The 14,764-nt window shown below is 71.8% G+C and carries 12 protein-coding genes; 7 read left to right on the forward strand and 5 right to left on the reverse strand.

Features of this window, described 5'->3' with window-relative positions:
• Positions 1-70: 70 nt before the first annotated feature.
• The 6 genes from H7H31_RS08205 to H7H31_RS08230 all read left to right on the forward strand — a co-directional run bounded on the left by H7H31_RS08205 (position 71) and on the right by H7H31_RS08230 (position 6,721).
• Positions 71-478: a DUF742 domain-containing protein gene (locus H7H31_RS08205; RefSeq protein ID WP_176164318.1), complete on the forward strand. Its 408-nt coding sequence runs from the start codon at positions 71-73 to the stop codon at positions 476-478.
• On the forward strand, positions 459-1,037 hold the full coding sequence (locus tag H7H31_RS08210) for a GTP-binding protein (protein ID WP_176164317.1): 579 nt from the start codon (positions 459-461) through the stop codon (positions 1,035-1,037). The genes H7H31_RS08205 and H7H31_RS08210 overlap by 20 nt, the downstream gene beginning before the upstream one ends.
• A 324-nt stretch (positions 1,038-1,361) precedes the next feature.
• Complete coding sequence (locus H7H31_RS08215; protein ID WP_187062362.1) at positions 1,362-4,775, forward strand: sensor histidine kinase; 3,414 nt, start codon at positions 1,362-1,364, stop codon at positions 4,773-4,775.
• Between the two features lies 1 nt (position 4,776).
• On the forward strand, positions 4,777-5,199 hold the full coding sequence (locus H7H31_RS08220) for a roadblock/LC7 domain-containing protein (RefSeq protein WP_176164315.1): 423 nt from the start codon (positions 4,777-4,779) through the stop codon (positions 5,197-5,199).
• A gap of 81 nt (positions 5,200-5,280) precedes the next feature.
• On the forward strand, positions 5,281-6,162 hold the full coding sequence (locus H7H31_RS33775) for a DUF742 domain-containing protein (RefSeq protein WP_232109737.1): 882 nt from the start codon (positions 5,281-5,283) through the stop codon (positions 6,160-6,162).
• Positions 6,143-6,721 (forward strand): GTP-binding protein, encoded by a 579-nt coding sequence (locus H7H31_RS08230; RefSeq protein WP_176164313.1) that lies wholly within the window; start codon positions 6,143-6,145, stop codon positions 6,719-6,721. Before H7H31_RS33775 ends, H7H31_RS08230 begins: the two co-directional genes overlap by 20 nt.
• A 163-nt stretch (positions 6,722-6,884) precedes the next feature.
• On the opposite strand, the gene H7H31_RS08235 is transcribed toward H7H31_RS08230, so the two are convergent.
• From H7H31_RS08235 to H7H31_RS08245, 3 genes are all read right to left on the reverse strand, one after another.
• The gene (locus tag H7H31_RS08235; RefSeq protein ID WP_187062363.1) at positions 6,885-7,115 is read right to left on the reverse strand and encodes an acyl-CoA carboxylase subunit epsilon; all 231 of its coding nucleotides are present in this window, start codon (positions 7,113-7,115) and stop codon (positions 6,885-6,887) included.
• Between the two features lie 28 nt (positions 7,116-7,143).
• Positions 7,144-8,727 carry an acyl-CoA carboxylase subunit beta gene (locus tag H7H31_RS08240; protein WP_187062364.1) on the reverse strand — a complete coding sequence of 528 codons (1,584 nt, stop codon included), beginning with the start codon at positions 8,725-8,727 and terminating at the stop codon, positions 7,144-7,146.
• Between the two features lie 263 nt (positions 8,728-8,990).
• Positions 8,991-9,521: a hypothetical protein gene (locus H7H31_RS08245; RefSeq protein ID WP_187062365.1), complete on the reverse strand. Its 531-nt coding sequence runs from the start codon at positions 9,519-9,521 to the stop codon at positions 8,991-8,993.
• Positions 9,522-9,995: 474 nt separating this feature from the next.
• Here H7H31_RS08245 and H7H31_RS08250 point away from each other — a divergent pair, with 474 nt between their 5' ends.
• The gene (locus tag H7H31_RS08250) at positions 9,996-10,646 is read left to right on the forward strand and encodes a YceI family protein (protein ID WP_187060300.1); all 651 of its coding nucleotides are present in this window, start codon (positions 9,996-9,998) and stop codon (positions 10,644-10,646) included.
• Between the two features lie 231 nt (positions 10,647-10,877).
• On the opposite strand, the gene cimA is transcribed toward H7H31_RS08250, so the two are convergent.
• Together cimA and H7H31_RS08260 are read right to left on the reverse strand one after the other, a co-directional pair.
• Positions 10,878-12,476, reverse strand: a complete 1,599-nt coding sequence (gene cimA, locus H7H31_RS08255; RefSeq protein WP_187060302.1) for a citramalate synthase — start codon at positions 12,474-12,476, stop codon at positions 10,878-10,880.
• 738 nt (positions 12,477-13,214) lie between these two features.
• A complete protein-coding gene (locus H7H31_RS08260) occupies positions 13,215-14,312 on the reverse strand; it encodes a branched-chain amino acid aminotransferase (protein WP_187060304.1) in 1,098 nt (365 codons plus the stop codon).
• Between the last annotated feature and the right edge of the window lie 452 nt (positions 14,313-14,764).

Here is a 14,764-nt window from a genome sequence, read left to right on the forward strand (position 1 = left end):
CACCGCCAGGCCCCCCACCGGCACCGACCGACGGCACCACTACCAGCTTGCTGTCCCGACCGGAGGAACCATGAACCCGCCCGCTGCCTCGACCGGCCCGTACGGCGCCTCCCATCACGCGCCGTACGGGGTCGAAGGTGACCAGCCGCTGGTGCGCCCGTACGCCATGACCGGGGGTCGCACCCGGCCGCGCTACCAGCTCGCCATCGAGGCACTGGTGAGCACGACGGCAGACCCCGCGCACCTGCAGGGGCTGCTCCCCGAGCACCAGCGGATCTGCCACCTGTGCCGTGAGGTCAAGTCGGTCGCGGAGGTCTCCGCGCTGCTCGCGATACCCCTCGGCGTCGCCCGCATCCTCGTCGCCGACCTGGCCGAGGCCGGCATGGTGGCGATCCACCAGCCCGGCAGCTCCGAGGCGGGCGGCACGCCTGACGTGACTCTGCTCGAAAGGGTGCTCAGTGGACTCCGCAAGCTCTAGCGGCGCGGCCCGCTCCACCACCTCCGCGAAGATCGTGGTGGCGGGCGGCTTCGGCGTGGGCAAGACCACGTTCGTCGGCGCGGTCTCGGAGATCAACCCGCTGCGCACCGAGGCCGTGATGACCTCCGCGTCGGCGGGGATCGACGACCTGAGCCACGTTCAGGACAAGACCACGACGACCGTGGCGATGGACTTCGGCCGCATCACGCTGGACGACGACCTGATCCTGTACCTGTTCGGCACGCCCGGGCAGGACCGTTTCTGGTTCATGTGGGACGACCTGGTCAAGGGCGCGATCGGCGCGATCGTGCTGGTGGACACGCGCCGGCTGGCCGACTGTTTCCCGGCCGTCGACTACTTCGAGAACTCCGGCCTGCCGTTCGTCATCGCCCTCAACGGCTTCAACGGGCACCAGCCCTACTCCCCCGACGAGGTCCGCGAGGCGCTCCAGATCGGCCCGGACACGCCGATCATCGTCACCGACGCCCGGCACCGCGGGGAAACCAAGAGCGCGCTCATCACCCTGGTCGAGCACGCGCTGATGGCCCGCCTCAAGTAGCGTGAGCCACCGGGTAGTTGTCGTACGCACCGTTGTGTCGTTTGCCACGGCTAGCCCGCAAATTCATAACGTTTCGACAGGCAATTACCGCGCGTCCACTACGCAGCGCACTCACTCGACTCCGGAGCGCACTCGATTCTCCCGAATTTTGCCGTCGGTCGCCCTTAACGCCCGTTTTATCTCCGTGGCCGACAGTCCTCCATCCGGTAGCGGCACTGTTTGGAATGCGCCTGCCTCACGTGCTGGAATTCGCTGAACTGAGCGGTAAGGGCTCAGCAGAGAACGGCACAACATCAAGTGCCGACGCCGAGAGGTTGTTGGTTAGTGAGGCGAAGCACAACGGCGCCCGCGACGGGGTCGCCCCAGCCACGGACCCCACAGGGTCAGGCGCGGGGCAACTTCACGCCGCCATCGCGCACGGTGGCATCGCCTGACGCGGCACCTGATGCCCCGCCGCCCCAGGGCGGCCCCTGGTCCCCGCGCAACTGGCGGGTCCCGGTCCGGCTGAACGCGATCCTGCTCATCCCGGTCCTGGTGGCCCTGGTCTTCGGCGGCTTCCGCGTCGCCTCGTCCGTGGAGACGTGGCAGGAGGCGCAGGACGCCGAGCGCACGGCCGGGCTGGTGCGCGCCGCGGCCACGTACGGTCAGGCGCTGATCAACGAGCGGGACGTGTCCACGGTGCCGCTGCTCGAGGGCCGCGAGACCGACGAGATGCGGCAGGCCCGGCGGACGACCGACGCGGCGGCCAAGGAGTTCGACCGCTTCGCGCGCGACATGCCGGACGACGCGGGGCTGGAGCGCCGACTCAAGGCGTTCCGCGCCGTGGAGCCGCGGCTGTCCTCGCTGCGCCAGAACGCCTTCAGCTCGCGGCTGCCGGGGGTGCAGACCGAGGAGGGGTACGTCACCGTCCAGCACCCGCTGATGGAGTTCTCCAACGAACTGGGCCTCGGCACCGGCAACATCACCTCCTACGGCCGTACGGTCTACGCGATCTCCCTGGCCAAGGCGGCCGAATCGTTGCAGCGCTCGATCGGCGCGCACCTGCTGACCAAGCCGGGCCCCAGCGAGGCGGACCGCGTCGCCCAGCTCACCGCCTTCTCCTCGTACGCCTACCTGGAGCGGATCGCGCTCCTCGAGTTCGGATCCGGCGGCATGGACGCGGACACCGCGCACCTCAAGCGGCTCCTGCGGGAGGCCGAGGAGAGCGGCAAGAAGAAGGTGGCCGACGCGCGGGAGCGCGCCGAGGGCCGTGGCGAGAAGTTCACGGCGCCGCCGTCGACGGACACCATGGCCAAGGCCATCGGCTCCGGCGCGAAGCCGTCCGAGCTGCGCGACCAGGGCATCACCGCCGCCGCCTGGTTCGACGCCTCGACGGCCACGTTCGACGCCTACCGCACGGTCGAGGAGAGCCTGACCGACAAGGCGGTGGACGAGGCGGCGCAGATCTCGTCCGACGCCCGCCGGGACACCTTCGTCAACTCCGCGATCGTGCTGGTGGCGCTGCTGGCCGCGTTCATCGTGGCCGGCCTGATGGCCCGCTCGATGAGCCGGAGCATGCGCCAGTTGCGCAACGCCGCGCTGGAGGTCGCCGAGCAGCGGCTGCCCGAGCTGGTCGACCAGCTCTCGCGCACGGAGCCGGGGCGCACCGACACCCGGGTGACCCCCATTCCGATCGCCACCCGGGACGAGATCGGCGAGGTCGCCCGCGCCTTCGACCACGTGCACCAGGAGGCGGTGCGCCTCGCCGCCGAGCAGGCGCTGCTGCGCGGCAACGTCAACGCGATCTTCACCAACCTCTCGCGCCGCAACCAGGGCCTCATCGAGCGCCAGCTCACGCTGATCAGCACGCTGGAGAACAACGAGGCCGACCCGGACCAGCTCGAGAACCTGTTCCGGATGGACCACCTGGCCACCCGCATGCGCCGCAACGGCGAGAACCTCCTCGTCCTCGCGGGCGAGGAGCCGGGCCGGCGCTGGAACCAGCCGGTGCCGCTGGTGGACGTGCTCCGCGCCGCCTCGTCCGAGGTGGAGAGCTACGAGCGGATCGAGCTGGCCGGCGTCCCGGACAGCGAGATCCACGGCAACGCCGTCACGGACCTGGTGCACCTGCTGGCCGAGCTGCTGGAGAACGCCACCACGTTCTCCTCGCCGCAGTCCAAGGTGCGGGTGACCGCGACCCGGCTGCCCGACGGCCGGGTCATGATCGAGATCCACGACAAGGGCATCGGCCTGACCGCCGAGGACTTCGCGGACATCAACCACCGGCTGGCCCACCCGCCCACCGTCGACGTGGCGGTCTCCCAGCGCATGGGCCTGTTCGTGGTCGGCCGGCTGGCCAACCGGCACGGCATCCGGGTGCAGTTGCGCCCCGCCGGCGAGCAGGCCGGCACCACGTCGCTGGTCATGCTGCCCGAGCCGATCACGCACGGCGGTGGTGGCGACGACGCGCCCCAGGAGGACTTCGCCGTCTCGCCGATCGTCCCCGAGCAGCCCGCGCCCCCGTCGCCGCGACAGCCGAACGCCCCGCGCACGGCCGCGGAGCTGGGCTTCGACGACGCCGGCCACCCGACGTACGAGGGCCAGCACGCCGCTCCGTACGAGGGTCAGCAGGGCGCCGGGTACGAGGGCCAGCAGGCCGCCCCGTACCAGAGCGCCCCGGGCGGGAGCTTCGGCGGCGAGTACGGGAGCGAGTACGGCGGCGGCCAGGCGGCGCCTGGCCAGCAGCCCTACGGGGCCGAGCGGGGCGCCGGTTTCCCCACCGGTGACGACGGCGCCGCGGGATACGACGCGGTGCCGGGCGTCGGCTACGACGCCGGGCCGGGCGGTGGGTACGACGCCGGCTACGCGTCCGCGCCGGGCGGGGCGACCGCGACCGGCTACCCGGACGACGCCGGGCACGGGGCGGCGGCGCCGGCCCCGTACGCGGGGCTGCCGGAACACGAGCACACCGGCCAGTCCCCGCTCCCGGACGCGGGGACCGCGCCGACGCCGGACGGGCTGCCGCGGCACGGTGGCTACCTCTCCGACGGCTCCCGCGACGGTGCGTATCCGGAAGGTGACTACGCGGATCAGTCCGAGACCGGGCAGCAGCCCTACGTCCCGCACGACGCGCGGGGTCACCAGGGTGAGTGGGCCGCGTCCGACGCGTACCAGGCGTCCGTCGCCGACCCGCACGGAGCGCAAACGGAACCCTTCCCGAGCGCTGCGGAAGACGGCCCGGAGCGCGTAGAGTTCCACCGTCCGGGCCCATCGCCCAGCGGCATCGACTCGGTCACCGAGGCGGGCCTCCCGCGCCGTGGCAAGCAGTGGCGGGCTTCGGACGGGACCGAGGTCGCGGACGCGGCGGCGGACCACACCGAGTCAGCACACCCAGGACCCGAGGAGCAGGCGGAGCCGGAGCAGCAGCACACGCCGCAGCAGGCGGACTCCGGCTGGCAGTCGGCCAACGACGAGCGCTGGCACCGTGCCGAGCAGCTACGTGAGCCGAAGGCAGGCGGAGTGACTCCGTCCGGGCTGCCGAGGCGCGTCCCCAAGGCCAATCTGGTGGAGGGCACCGCCGAGGAGAGCCAGCAGGGCGGACCACAGATTTCGCGGTCCCCGGAGGACATCCGCGGCAGGTTGAGTAATCTGCGGCGCGGGGTCCAACAGGGGCGCAACGCGGGCGCCGACAACAGCACGCACCACCAGCATGACCAACAGGGCTTCGGCCCCGGCAGCACCTACGATCAGGAGCGTTAGTGTGAGCCCGATGAGCCAGGCGGCGCAGAACCTGAACTGGTTGATCACCAACTTCGTGGACAACACCCCAGGGGTGTCCCACACGGTGGTGGTCTCCGCCGACGGACTCCTTCTGGCGATGTCCGAAGGGTTCCCCCGTGACCGGGCCGACCAACTGGCGGCCGTAGCCTCCGGTCTGACCTCGCTGACCTCCGGCGCCTCCCGCATCTTCGAGGGCGGCGCCGTGAACCAGACCGTGGTCGAGATGGAACGCGGCTTCCTCTTCATCATGTCCATCTCCGACGGGTCATCGCTGGCCGTACTCGCTCACCCCGAGTGCGACATCGGTCTCGTCGGCTACGAAATGGCCCTTCTCGTCGACCGCACCGGCGGTGTCCTCACTCCGGATCTCCGCGCGGAACTGCAAGGGAGCCTTCTCAACTAGCAAACAAACAGTGCGTTTCGCGCCACCGCGCCATAGGGTGCGGTGGCGCGACCGGCAGACAGGCGAGTTGGAGGAGGAACCGTGGCAACGCCCCCGAGCGGCTATTCGTACGGCGAAGGGCAGCAGCCTGACCCCCAGGGCCAGGCGCCGCTGAACCGGTTCAACTTCCCCTCCGCGCCCAGCCGTCGGGTCCGGCCCACGGCCCAGCGCCAGCCGGGCGCGGCCGACCAGTCGCACCCCCAGCAGAGCCAGCCGGGCCCGGGCCAGTACGGCCAGGGCCAGCCGGGCCAGCCGGGCCAGGGTCAGCCGGGCCAGCCGGGCCAGCCGGGCCAGGGCCAGGGTCAGCCGGGTCAGGGTCAGTACGGCGCGCGGCGGCCGGGTGGCTCGTGGCGCGCCGACCCGCAACAGCAGTCCTATCCGCAACAGCCGTACCAGCAGCCGTACGAGCAGGGTTACGGCCAGCCGCACCAGCAGCCGGGCCGCCACGCGCAGCCGCAACGACAGCCGCAGCCCCAGCCGGGTTACGAACCGCCCGCCGGGCCGCGCCATCCGCACAGCCCGCGCGTCGAACCGGTGCCGCCGCAGCGGCACGAGCCGGAGCCGGCGCCCGCCGGTAGCGCGCACAACCCCTTGGTGCGCCCGTACGCGATGACCGGTGGCCGCACGCGTCCGCGCTACCAGCTCGCCATCGAGGCGCTGGTGAGCACCACCGCCGATCCGTCCCAGCTCCAGGGCCAACTCCCCGAGCACCAGCGGATCTGCCACCTGTGCCGGGAGATCAAGTCGATCGCCGAGATCTCCGCACTCCTCTCCATCCCCCTTGGCGTCTCCCGCATCCTCGTCGCCGACCTGGCCGAGGCGGGGCTCGTCGCCATCCATCAGCCCGGCGGCGACGAGACCGCCGGCGGTCAGCCTGACGTGACACTGCTCGAAAGGGTGCTCAGTGGACTTCGCAAGCTCTAGCGGTGCAGCCCGCTCCACCACCTCCGCGAAGATCGTGGTGGCGGGCGGCTTCGGCGTGGGCAAGACCACGTTCGTCGGCGCGGTCTCGGAGATCAACCCGCTACGCACCGAGGCCGTGATGACCTCCGCATCGGCGGGGATCGACGACCTCACGCACGCGCCGGACAAGACCACCACCACGGTGGCCATGGACTTCGGCCGCATCACGCTCGACCAGGACCTGATCCTGTACCTGTTCGGCACGCCCGGGCAGGACCGTTTCTGGTTCATGTGGGACGACCTCGTACGCGGCGCGATCGGCGCCGTGGTGCTGGTCGACACGCGCCGACTGGCCGACTGTTTCCCGGCCGTCGACTACTTCGAGAACTCCGGCCTGCCGTTCGTCATCGCCCTCAACGGCTTCGACGGACACCAGCCGTACACCCCCGACGAGGTGCGCGAGGCGCTCCAGATCGGCCCGGACGCGCCGATCATCGTCACCGACGCCCGGCACCGCAACGAGGCGAAGAGCGCGCTGATCACCCTGGTCGAGCACGCGCTGATGGCCCGCCTCCGCTAGCCCGACGCAGGCCGGGGCGGGGACGAGCCGCAGCACGCGGCGCCCCTCCCCCGGCCGGCCGCGCTCCCCGACCGCGAACCGCCGGCCCGCGCGGAACCCGAAAAGCCCCCGCCGCTCCGAGGAGCAACGGGGGCTTCGTGCTGGTCGCCGTCCGGCGGGCCGGTCAGCCCTGCCAGCTGTGCGGCGCCCGGAAGCCGGGCGTGCGCTCCAGGCGGCGCCAGCCGGCGGTCGAGCGGCGGGGCGCGGCCGGCGCCGTGAGGTGCTGCGTGGCGGCGGCGCGGGCGAGCAGGACCGCGGTGACGGCGGCCAGCTCCTCCGCGTCGGCGTGGCCCCGCTCCACCCGGACAACGGTGTCGGTCGACGTGTGTGCGGTGGGCTCGGTTGCGGTGCTCACAGGCTCTTCGTCTCCATTACTACGGCGGTTACTGCGGCGGGTTGCCGTGCTTGCGGGACGGCAGGTCGGCGTGCTTGTTGCGCAGCATCGCCAGGGATCGGATCAGCACCTCGCGGGTGTCGGCCGGGTCGATCACGTCGTCGACCAGGCCCCGCTCGGCGGCGTAGTACGGGTGCATCAGCTCGGCCTTGTACTCCTTGACCATGCGGGCGCGCATGGCCTCCGGGTCGTCCGCGCTGGCGATCTGCTTGCGGAAGATGACGTTGGCCGCGCCCTCGGCGCCCATCACGGCGATCTCGTTGGTCGGCCAGGCGTAGGTGAGGTCGGCCCCGATGGACTGGGAGTCCATGACGATGTAGGCGCCGCCGTACGCCTTGCGCAGGATCACCGAGATCCGCGGCACGGTGGCGTTGCAGTACGCGTACAGCATCTTGGCGCCGTGCCGGATGATGCCGCCGTGCTCCTGGTCCACACCGGGCAGGAAGCCGGGGACGTCGAGCAGGGTGATCAGCGGGATGTTGAAGGCGTCGCACATCTGGATGAAGCGCGCGGACTTCTCCGACGCCTCGATGTCGAGCACGCCGGCCAGCGACTGCGGCTGGTTGGCGATGATGCCGACGACGGCCCCGTCGAGCCGGGTGAGCGCACAGATGATGTTGGTCGCCCAGCGCTCGTGGACCTCCAGGTACTCGCCGTCGTCGACGATCTCCTCGATGACCTTGCGCATGTCGTACGGCCGGTTGCCGTCGGCGGGCACCAGGTCGAGCAGCGCCTCGCCGCGCCGGTCGGCGGGGTCGGCCGCCTCGGCGACGGGCGGGTTCTCCCGGTTGTTCTGCGGCAGCAGGGAGAGGAGGTAGCGCACCTCTTCGAGGCAGGTCTCCTCGTCGTCGTAGGCGAAGTGAGCCACGCCCGAGGTCTCCGCGTGCACGTCGGCGCCGCCGAGCCCGTTCTGGGAGACCTTCTCGCCGGTCACCGCCTGCACGACGTCGGGGCCCGTGATGAACATCTGCGAGGTCTCGCGGACCATGAACACGAAGTCGGTCAGCGCGGGGCTGTACGCGGCGCCGCCGGCGCACGGGCCGAGCATCACCGAGATCTGCGGGATGACGCCGGAGGCGCGGGTGTTGCGCTGGAAGATGCCGCCGTACCCGGCGAGCGCGGAGACGCCCTCCTGGATACGGGCCCCGGCGCCGTCGTTGAGGGACACCAGGGGGGCGCCGGCCGCGATGGCCATGTCCATGATCTTGTGGATCTTGGTGGCGTGGGCCTCGCCGAGCGCGCCACCGAAGATCCGGAAGTCGTGCGCGTAGACGAAGACGGTGCGGCCGTGCACCGTGCCCCAGCCGGTGATGACGCCGTCGGTGTAGGGCTTCTTGGCCTCCAGGCCGAAGCCGACCGCGCGGTGTCGCCGCAGGGGTTCGACCTCGTTGAAGGAGCCCTCGTCGAGCAGGAGGTCGATCCGCTCCCGGGCCGTCAGCTTGCCCTTGGCCTTCTGCGCCTCGGTCGCCCGCTCGCTCGGGCCGCGCCGAGCTTGCTCGCGAATGGCGTGCAGCTCGGCGACGCGCCCACGGACGTCACTCGCCGCTACGGGCGCACCTTCGAGATTGGTCATGCCAAGACGGTACGTTCCCCGAGGCTGGGAACCTCATGTCGTTTCCCTACAACGTCGTGCACGTTTTCGTGTCACAGGCGGCAGAACTGCGCGGCACCCTTCCCGCATTGTCGAACCGCTAACCCCCATTTTCCCCTGTGTATACCCCACAAAGCATAGGGGCCGCCCTCGTGCCGCTCCCACAGCGACGCACGTTCGAGCGGCCCCGCCGGCCGCCTCAACGGGGCGGATGGCGGGGCCAAGGCGGTAGGGGGTGGGCGGGGTCAGCAGCCGCCGCAGTTGTAGTAGGTCACGTCCCAGTGGTTGCTCTCCCGGTAGTAGATGTTGCCGGAAGCCGACTTCCACTTCGATCCGCCGATGGACGCGAACGTGCCGGTGATGTAGTTCGACAGGCAGGTGGAAAGGCTGAAGTCGAGCTTGTAGCCGTTCCAGTGGCTGTACGTGCCACTGGCGTGCCCGGTCTCGGTGCCGCCGGTGATGTTCAGCGCGCACCGGCTGGCCTGCTTCAGCGTCTGGGCGCCCTGCGCGGAACTCAGGTTGAGCTGCGTGAACGACGTGCAGTTCGGCTGGTTCCGGTCGGAACAGCCGCCGGAGGACGACCAGGTGATCCCGGCGTCCCGGAACATCGCGGTGGCCTGCGCGTGGCTCAGCTTGGTGACCGCGTGCGCCTCGGTGGCGCCGCCGACGACGCCGACTCCGGGCGCGAACAGGGCGCCGAGCGCCAGCGCGAGGGCGGTGAGTAGGGAGCGAACGACGCGGCGCGGGCGGCGACTGCCGGACAGCGCGTGATCCATGGGGGAACCTCCTGCTGGGGACGGACCGGACGGTGGGGCGGGTCTGCTGTGCAGGTGGAGCCCCAGGATGATGCCCGAGTTCTACGCGCGTCCGCCAGAGGTCCGGCATGAACGGAGCACCACGGGTAGGGGGCGGGGTGGGTACGGGGCGGGGCCGGACGCGGGGCGGGGCCGGACGCGGGGCGGGGCCGGACGCGGGGCGGGGCCGGACGCGGGGCGGGGCCGGGCATGGGGCGGGGAGCGGGGGCCCACCTGGGGCGCGGGGCACGGAGCGCGGGGCACGGGGCACGGAGCGCGGAGCCACGGGGCGCGGGGCACGGGGCACGGGGCACGGAGCTACGGGGCGCGGAGCGCGGGGTACCGCGTGCGAGCAGGGCGCGGGGCGATCCGGAAACGAGAAGGTTGAAAATTGAACGGAATGCCCCTACGATGAATTTCGTTGAAGCTTGAACAACAACGCCCCGAGGAGGAGCCATGGCTCTGTTCAACCGCAAGCGCAACACCACCGCCCCGGCCGCTGCCGCCGCCACTGGCACCGCCGTCGTCGACGCCGCGACGCCCCAGGCGAACCCGGCCCTCGCGGGGCTCACGGGTGAGTACACGATCGACCCGGCGCACAGCAGCATCGGCTTCACGGTGCGCCACGCGATGGTCACCAACGTGCGCGGCTCCTTCATCGAGCACGAGGGCGCCCTGCGCCTCGACGGTGCCGACCCGGCCCGCTCCAGCGCCACCATCGACGTCAGGATCGCCAGCGTCGACACCGGCATCAAGGACCGCGACGCGCACCTGCTCGGCGAGGACTTCTTCGACGCCGAGCGCTTCCCGCTGATGACGTTCCGCAGCACCGGCATCGAGCAGACCGACGACGAGAGCTTCCGCGTCACCGGCGACCTGACCATCAAGGACGTCACCCGGCCGGTCAGCATCGACCTCGACTTCAACGGTGCGGCGACCGACGTCTACGGGGCCGAGCGCGTCGGCTTCGAGGGCAGCGCCACCATCCTGCGCTCCGACTGGGGCCTGACCTGGAACGCCGCCCTGGAGACCGGCGGCGTCATGGTCAGCGACAAGGTGAAGCTCACCTTCGACATCTCCGCCGTCAAGGCCGCCCCCGCGGCCTGACCCCCGAACTCCGCGGCCCCGTCCGAGCCCTCCCCCGTGGGCCGGCCGGGGCCGCGGTGCGTTGCGACGTACCCCGCACCCCACGCGTGCCGGGCCCGGTCGGCACGGGGCGGTTGGCAGGGGGCGACGGGGCCGGGCGGACGGGGCGGCGGGGTCGGGCGGCCGGGGCGGGGCGCGCCGCCCCGGCCGGCCGGCACTCCCCCGCTTCGGGGCCGTCCCGCCGCGCGCCGCCTACTCCTGCGGTTCGACGCCCGCGCGCAGCAGGCCGTAGGTGTACGCGTCCTCCAGCGCCTCCCAGGAGGCGGCGATCACGTTGTCGCCGACGCCCACCGTGGCCCATTCGCCCCGGCCGTCGCTGGTGGAGACCAGCACCCGGGTGGTGGATTCGGTGCCGTGCCGGCCCTCCAGGATGCGGACCTTGTAGTCGACCAACTCCAGGCCGGCGAGCTGCGGGTAGATCCGCTCCAGGCCCACCCGGAGCGCCCGGTCCAGGGCGTTGACGGGGCCGTTGCCCTCCGCCGTCGCCACGATGCGCTCGCCCTTGGCCCACAGCTTCACCGTCGCCTCGTTGGCATGCGTGCCGTCCGGGCGGGTCTCGACGATGCCGCGCCAGGACTCGACCCGGAAGTACCGGCGCGCCCGACCCTCCGCCTCGGCCCGGAGCAGCAACTCGAAGGAGGCGTCGGCGGCCTCGTACGTGTAACCCTCCAACTCCCGTTCCTTGACCCGCTCCACGACCCGGGCGACCAGCGCGCGGTCGTCGCTGATGTCGATGCCGAGTTCCTTGCCCTTGAGCTCGATGGAGGCGCGGCCCGCCATGTCGGAGACCAGCATGCGCATGGTGTTGCCGACCCGCTCCGGGTCGATGTGCTGGTACAGGTCCGGGTCCACCTTGATCGCCGAGGCGTGCAGGCCGGCCTTGTGGGCGAAGGCCGAGACGCCGACGTAGGGCTGGTGGGTGGAGGGCGTGAGGTTGACGACCTCCGCGATGGCGTGGGAGACCCGCGTCATCTCGGCGAGCACCCCCGCGGGCAGCACCGTCTTGGCGTACTTCAGCTCAAGGGCGGCGACGACCGGGAACAGGTTGGCGTTGCCGACCCGTTCGCCGTAGCCGTTGGCCGTGCACTGCACGTGGGTGGCGCCCGCGTCCACGGCGGCCAGGGTGTTGGCGACGGCGCAACCCGTGTCGTCCTGGGCGTGGATGCCCAGGCGCGCACCGGTGTCGGCGAGCACCGTGGCGACGACCGCCTGCACCTGGGCGGGCAGCATGCCGCCGTTGGTGTCGCACAGCACGACCACGTCGGCGCCCGCCTCGTGCGCGGCTCCGACGACCTGCTTGGCGTAGTCGGGGTTGCCCCGGTAACCGTCGAAGAAGTGCTCGCAGTCGACGAACACCCGCCGGCCCTGGGAGCGGAGGTAGGAGACGGTGTCCCGCACCATCTCCAGGTTCTCCTCCAGCGTGGTCCGCAGGGCGAGTTCCACGTGTCGGTCGTGGGACTTGGCGACGAGCGTGATGACCGGCGCCCCCGAGTCGAGCAGCGCCCGCACCTGCGGGTCGTCCTGGGCCCGCGTCCCGGCCCGGCGCGTCGCGCCGAACGCGACGAGCTGGGCGTGCTGGAAGTCGATCTCGGCGCGGGCGCGGGCGAAGAACTCCGTGTCCCGGGGGTTGGCGCCGGGCCAGCCGCCTTCGATGAACCCCACGCCGAACGCGTCCAGGTGCCGGGCGATCGTCAGCTTGTCCGCGACGGTGAGGTTGATGCCCTCGCGCTGCGCTCCGTCGCGCAGCGTGGTGTCGAACACGTGGAAGTTGTCGTCGAGTGCGTCCGTCATGCTGATCTGGCTCCTGTCGGGATCTCGGTCTACCGGAATGACCGGTTCCACCGTCCCCACTATGCTCCCGTGCGCTCCGTCCCCTGGGCAGATGGTCCAGGAAACGAAAAAACCCCTCGCGGGTGCGAGAGGTCTGCGCGCGGGTCTGGGACGACGGTGTCCGCGCCGTACTCGGTTCGTACGGGGCGGTCACTGCGGACCGGCGCGCCTGCTGCCAATAATCATGGCGAACGAGAGCACGGCAGGAGTGTGCCACACGCCCCGGTGCGACACCCGCCCGTCTCACGATGCGGGAGCTCCCGGCCGGGCCGCCGCGCGCCGCTCCCGCCGACGTGGTGCGGTCCGACCGGGCGACGGCGTACGGGGCCACGGAGCGCGACCACTCGGACGGGGGACGGAGCACGCGCCCCGACGGGACGCAGGGCGCCGGCCCGCAACGGGGCACGGAGCGCGGGGCGCCGGCCCCCACGGAGCACGGGGCACGGGGCACGGGCCCGCAACGGAGGACGGGCGCTGGCCCCACGGGGCACGGGGCACGGGGCGCGGTGCGCCGGCTCGCAACGGAGCACGGGGCGCGGAGCACGGGGGCTTGACACCTCCCCGTGGGGCGCGGGGCCGTGGTGAACGGGACGCGCGAGGGCCCGCCCACGCGCGCGGTGGCGGCGACGTCGGGCGGGCCCGTCGGCGGTCGGTGGCGACCGGTGTCGACTGGCGCTGACCGGTGCTGACCGGTGCTGATCAGCCCAGCGGGTGCATCCAGTGGTGGGTGTCGGGCGCGGCGCCCGTCTGGATGTCCAGCAGCGCGGTGCGCAGCTTCATGGTGATCTCACCGGGCTGGCCGTCGCCCACCGTCCAGTCCGCGCGGGCGGACTTCACGGAGCCGACGGGGGTGATGACGGCGGCGGTGCCGCAGGCGAAGACCTCGGTCAGCGAGCCGTCGGCGTTGCCGTTCTTCCAGTCGTCGACGGAGATGCGGCCCTCCTCGAACTCGTACCCCAGGTCCTCGGCGATCCTGAGGAGCGAGGCGCGGGTGATGCCGGGCAGCAGGGAGCCGGACAGCTCCGGGGTGACGATGCGCACCGCGTCGCCCGAGCGGTAGACGAAGTAGAGGTTCATGCCGCCCATCTCCTCGATCCAGCGGCGCTCGATGGCGTCCAGCCAGACCACCTGGTCGCAGCCCTTCTCGGCGGCCTGCGCCTGGGCGACCAGGGACGCGGCGTAGTTGCCGCCGGCCTTGGCGGCGCCGGTGCCGCCGGGGGCCGCGCGGACGTACTCCTCGGACAGCCACACCGAGACCGGCTTCACGCCGCTGGGGAAGTAGGCGCCGGCGGGGGACGCGATGACCACGAACAAGTACTCGTTGGCCGGGCGCACGCCGAGGCCGACCTCGGTGGCGATCATGAAGGGCCGCAGGTACAGCGACTGTTCACCGCTGGCCGGCACCCATGCCTTGTCCTGGGTGACCAGGGCGTCGCAGGCGGCGATGAAGGTCTCGACCGGCAGCTCGGGCATGGCCAGCCGGCGGGCGGACGCCTGGAAGCGGGCGGCGTTGGCGTCGGGGCGGAAGGTGGCGACGGTGCCGTCGGGCTGCCGGTACGCCTTGAGGCCCTCGAAGATGGTCTGCGCGTAGTGCAGCGTCATGTTGGCCGGGTCGATCGACAGCGGCGCGTACGGAACGAGCTGGGCCTCGTGCCAACCGCGGCCCTCGGTCCACTTGATGGTCACCATGTGGTCGGTGAAGTGGCGGCCGAACCCGGGGCTGGCCAGAATCTTCTCGCGCTCCGCGGCCGGCAGCGGATGCGAGGAGGGCTTGAGCTCGATCGTGGTCGTCGTCATGAGTACGTGTCCTTCACCAGGTGGGTTCGGCGGACCGCGCTCACTTCCGTCCCTGTCAGTCGGCTATAACGTCCAAGATTCGCCTTGTGTTGCGGCCCCACGTTCGATTATCGCTCGTGCGCAACCGCCCAGGGAACACAAGGCCGCACCTCGGCGCGCGCGGGCCTGACCTCGATGGTCGCACCCCGCCGCGCGGAAGCACAGCGACGGTGAGAAGGCTCCCAATCATCGTTCGCGCCCGTGGCCACCGCCCGGGAAGCGAACGACCGTCCGCTTCGGGCCGGGCCCCGCCTCCGCCGGCCCACGGAGCCCAGGCCGCGCCTCGATCACCCCCGACCCGCGCCGCACGGACCACGATTCCCCTTGCCCCCGGCGCCCCGTGCCCCTCGCCTCGTACGAACGTCGCCCCGTGCTCCGTGCTCCGTGCCCCGTGCCCCGTGCCCCGTGCCCCG

The sequence above is a fragment of the Streptomyces buecherae genome (genome assembly GCF_014295035.1).
GTDB classification, from domain to species: Bacteria; Actinomycetota; Actinomycetes; order Streptomycetales; family Streptomycetaceae; genus Streptomyces; species Streptomyces youssoufiensis.

Excerpts from the sequence above, each read along its gene's own strand:
- H7H31_RS08240 (WP_187062364.1), bottom strand. The coding sequence starts at position 8,727 with ATGACCAATCTCGAAGGTGCGCCCGTAGCGGCGAGTGACGTCCGTGGG.
- cimA (WP_187060302.1), bottom strand. The coding sequence starts at position 12,476 with ATGACGGACGCACTCGACGACAACTTCCACGTGTTCGACACCACGCTG.
- H7H31_RS08250 (WP_187060300.1), top strand. The coding sequence starts at position 9,996 with ATGGCTCTGTTCAACCGCAAGCGCAACACCACCGCCCCGGCCGCTGCC.
- H7H31_RS08205 (WP_176164318.1), top strand. The coding sequence starts at position 71 with ATGAACCCGCCCGCTGCCTCGACCGGCCCGTACGGCGCCTCCCATCAC.
- H7H31_RS08245 (WP_187062365.1), bottom strand. The coding sequence starts at position 9,521 with ATGGATCACGCGCTGTCCGGCAGTCGCCGCCCGCGCCGCGTCGTTCGC.
- H7H31_RS08260 (WP_187060304.1), bottom strand. The coding sequence starts at position 14,312 with ATGACGACGACCACGATCGAGCTCAAGCCCTCCTCGCATCCGCTGCCG.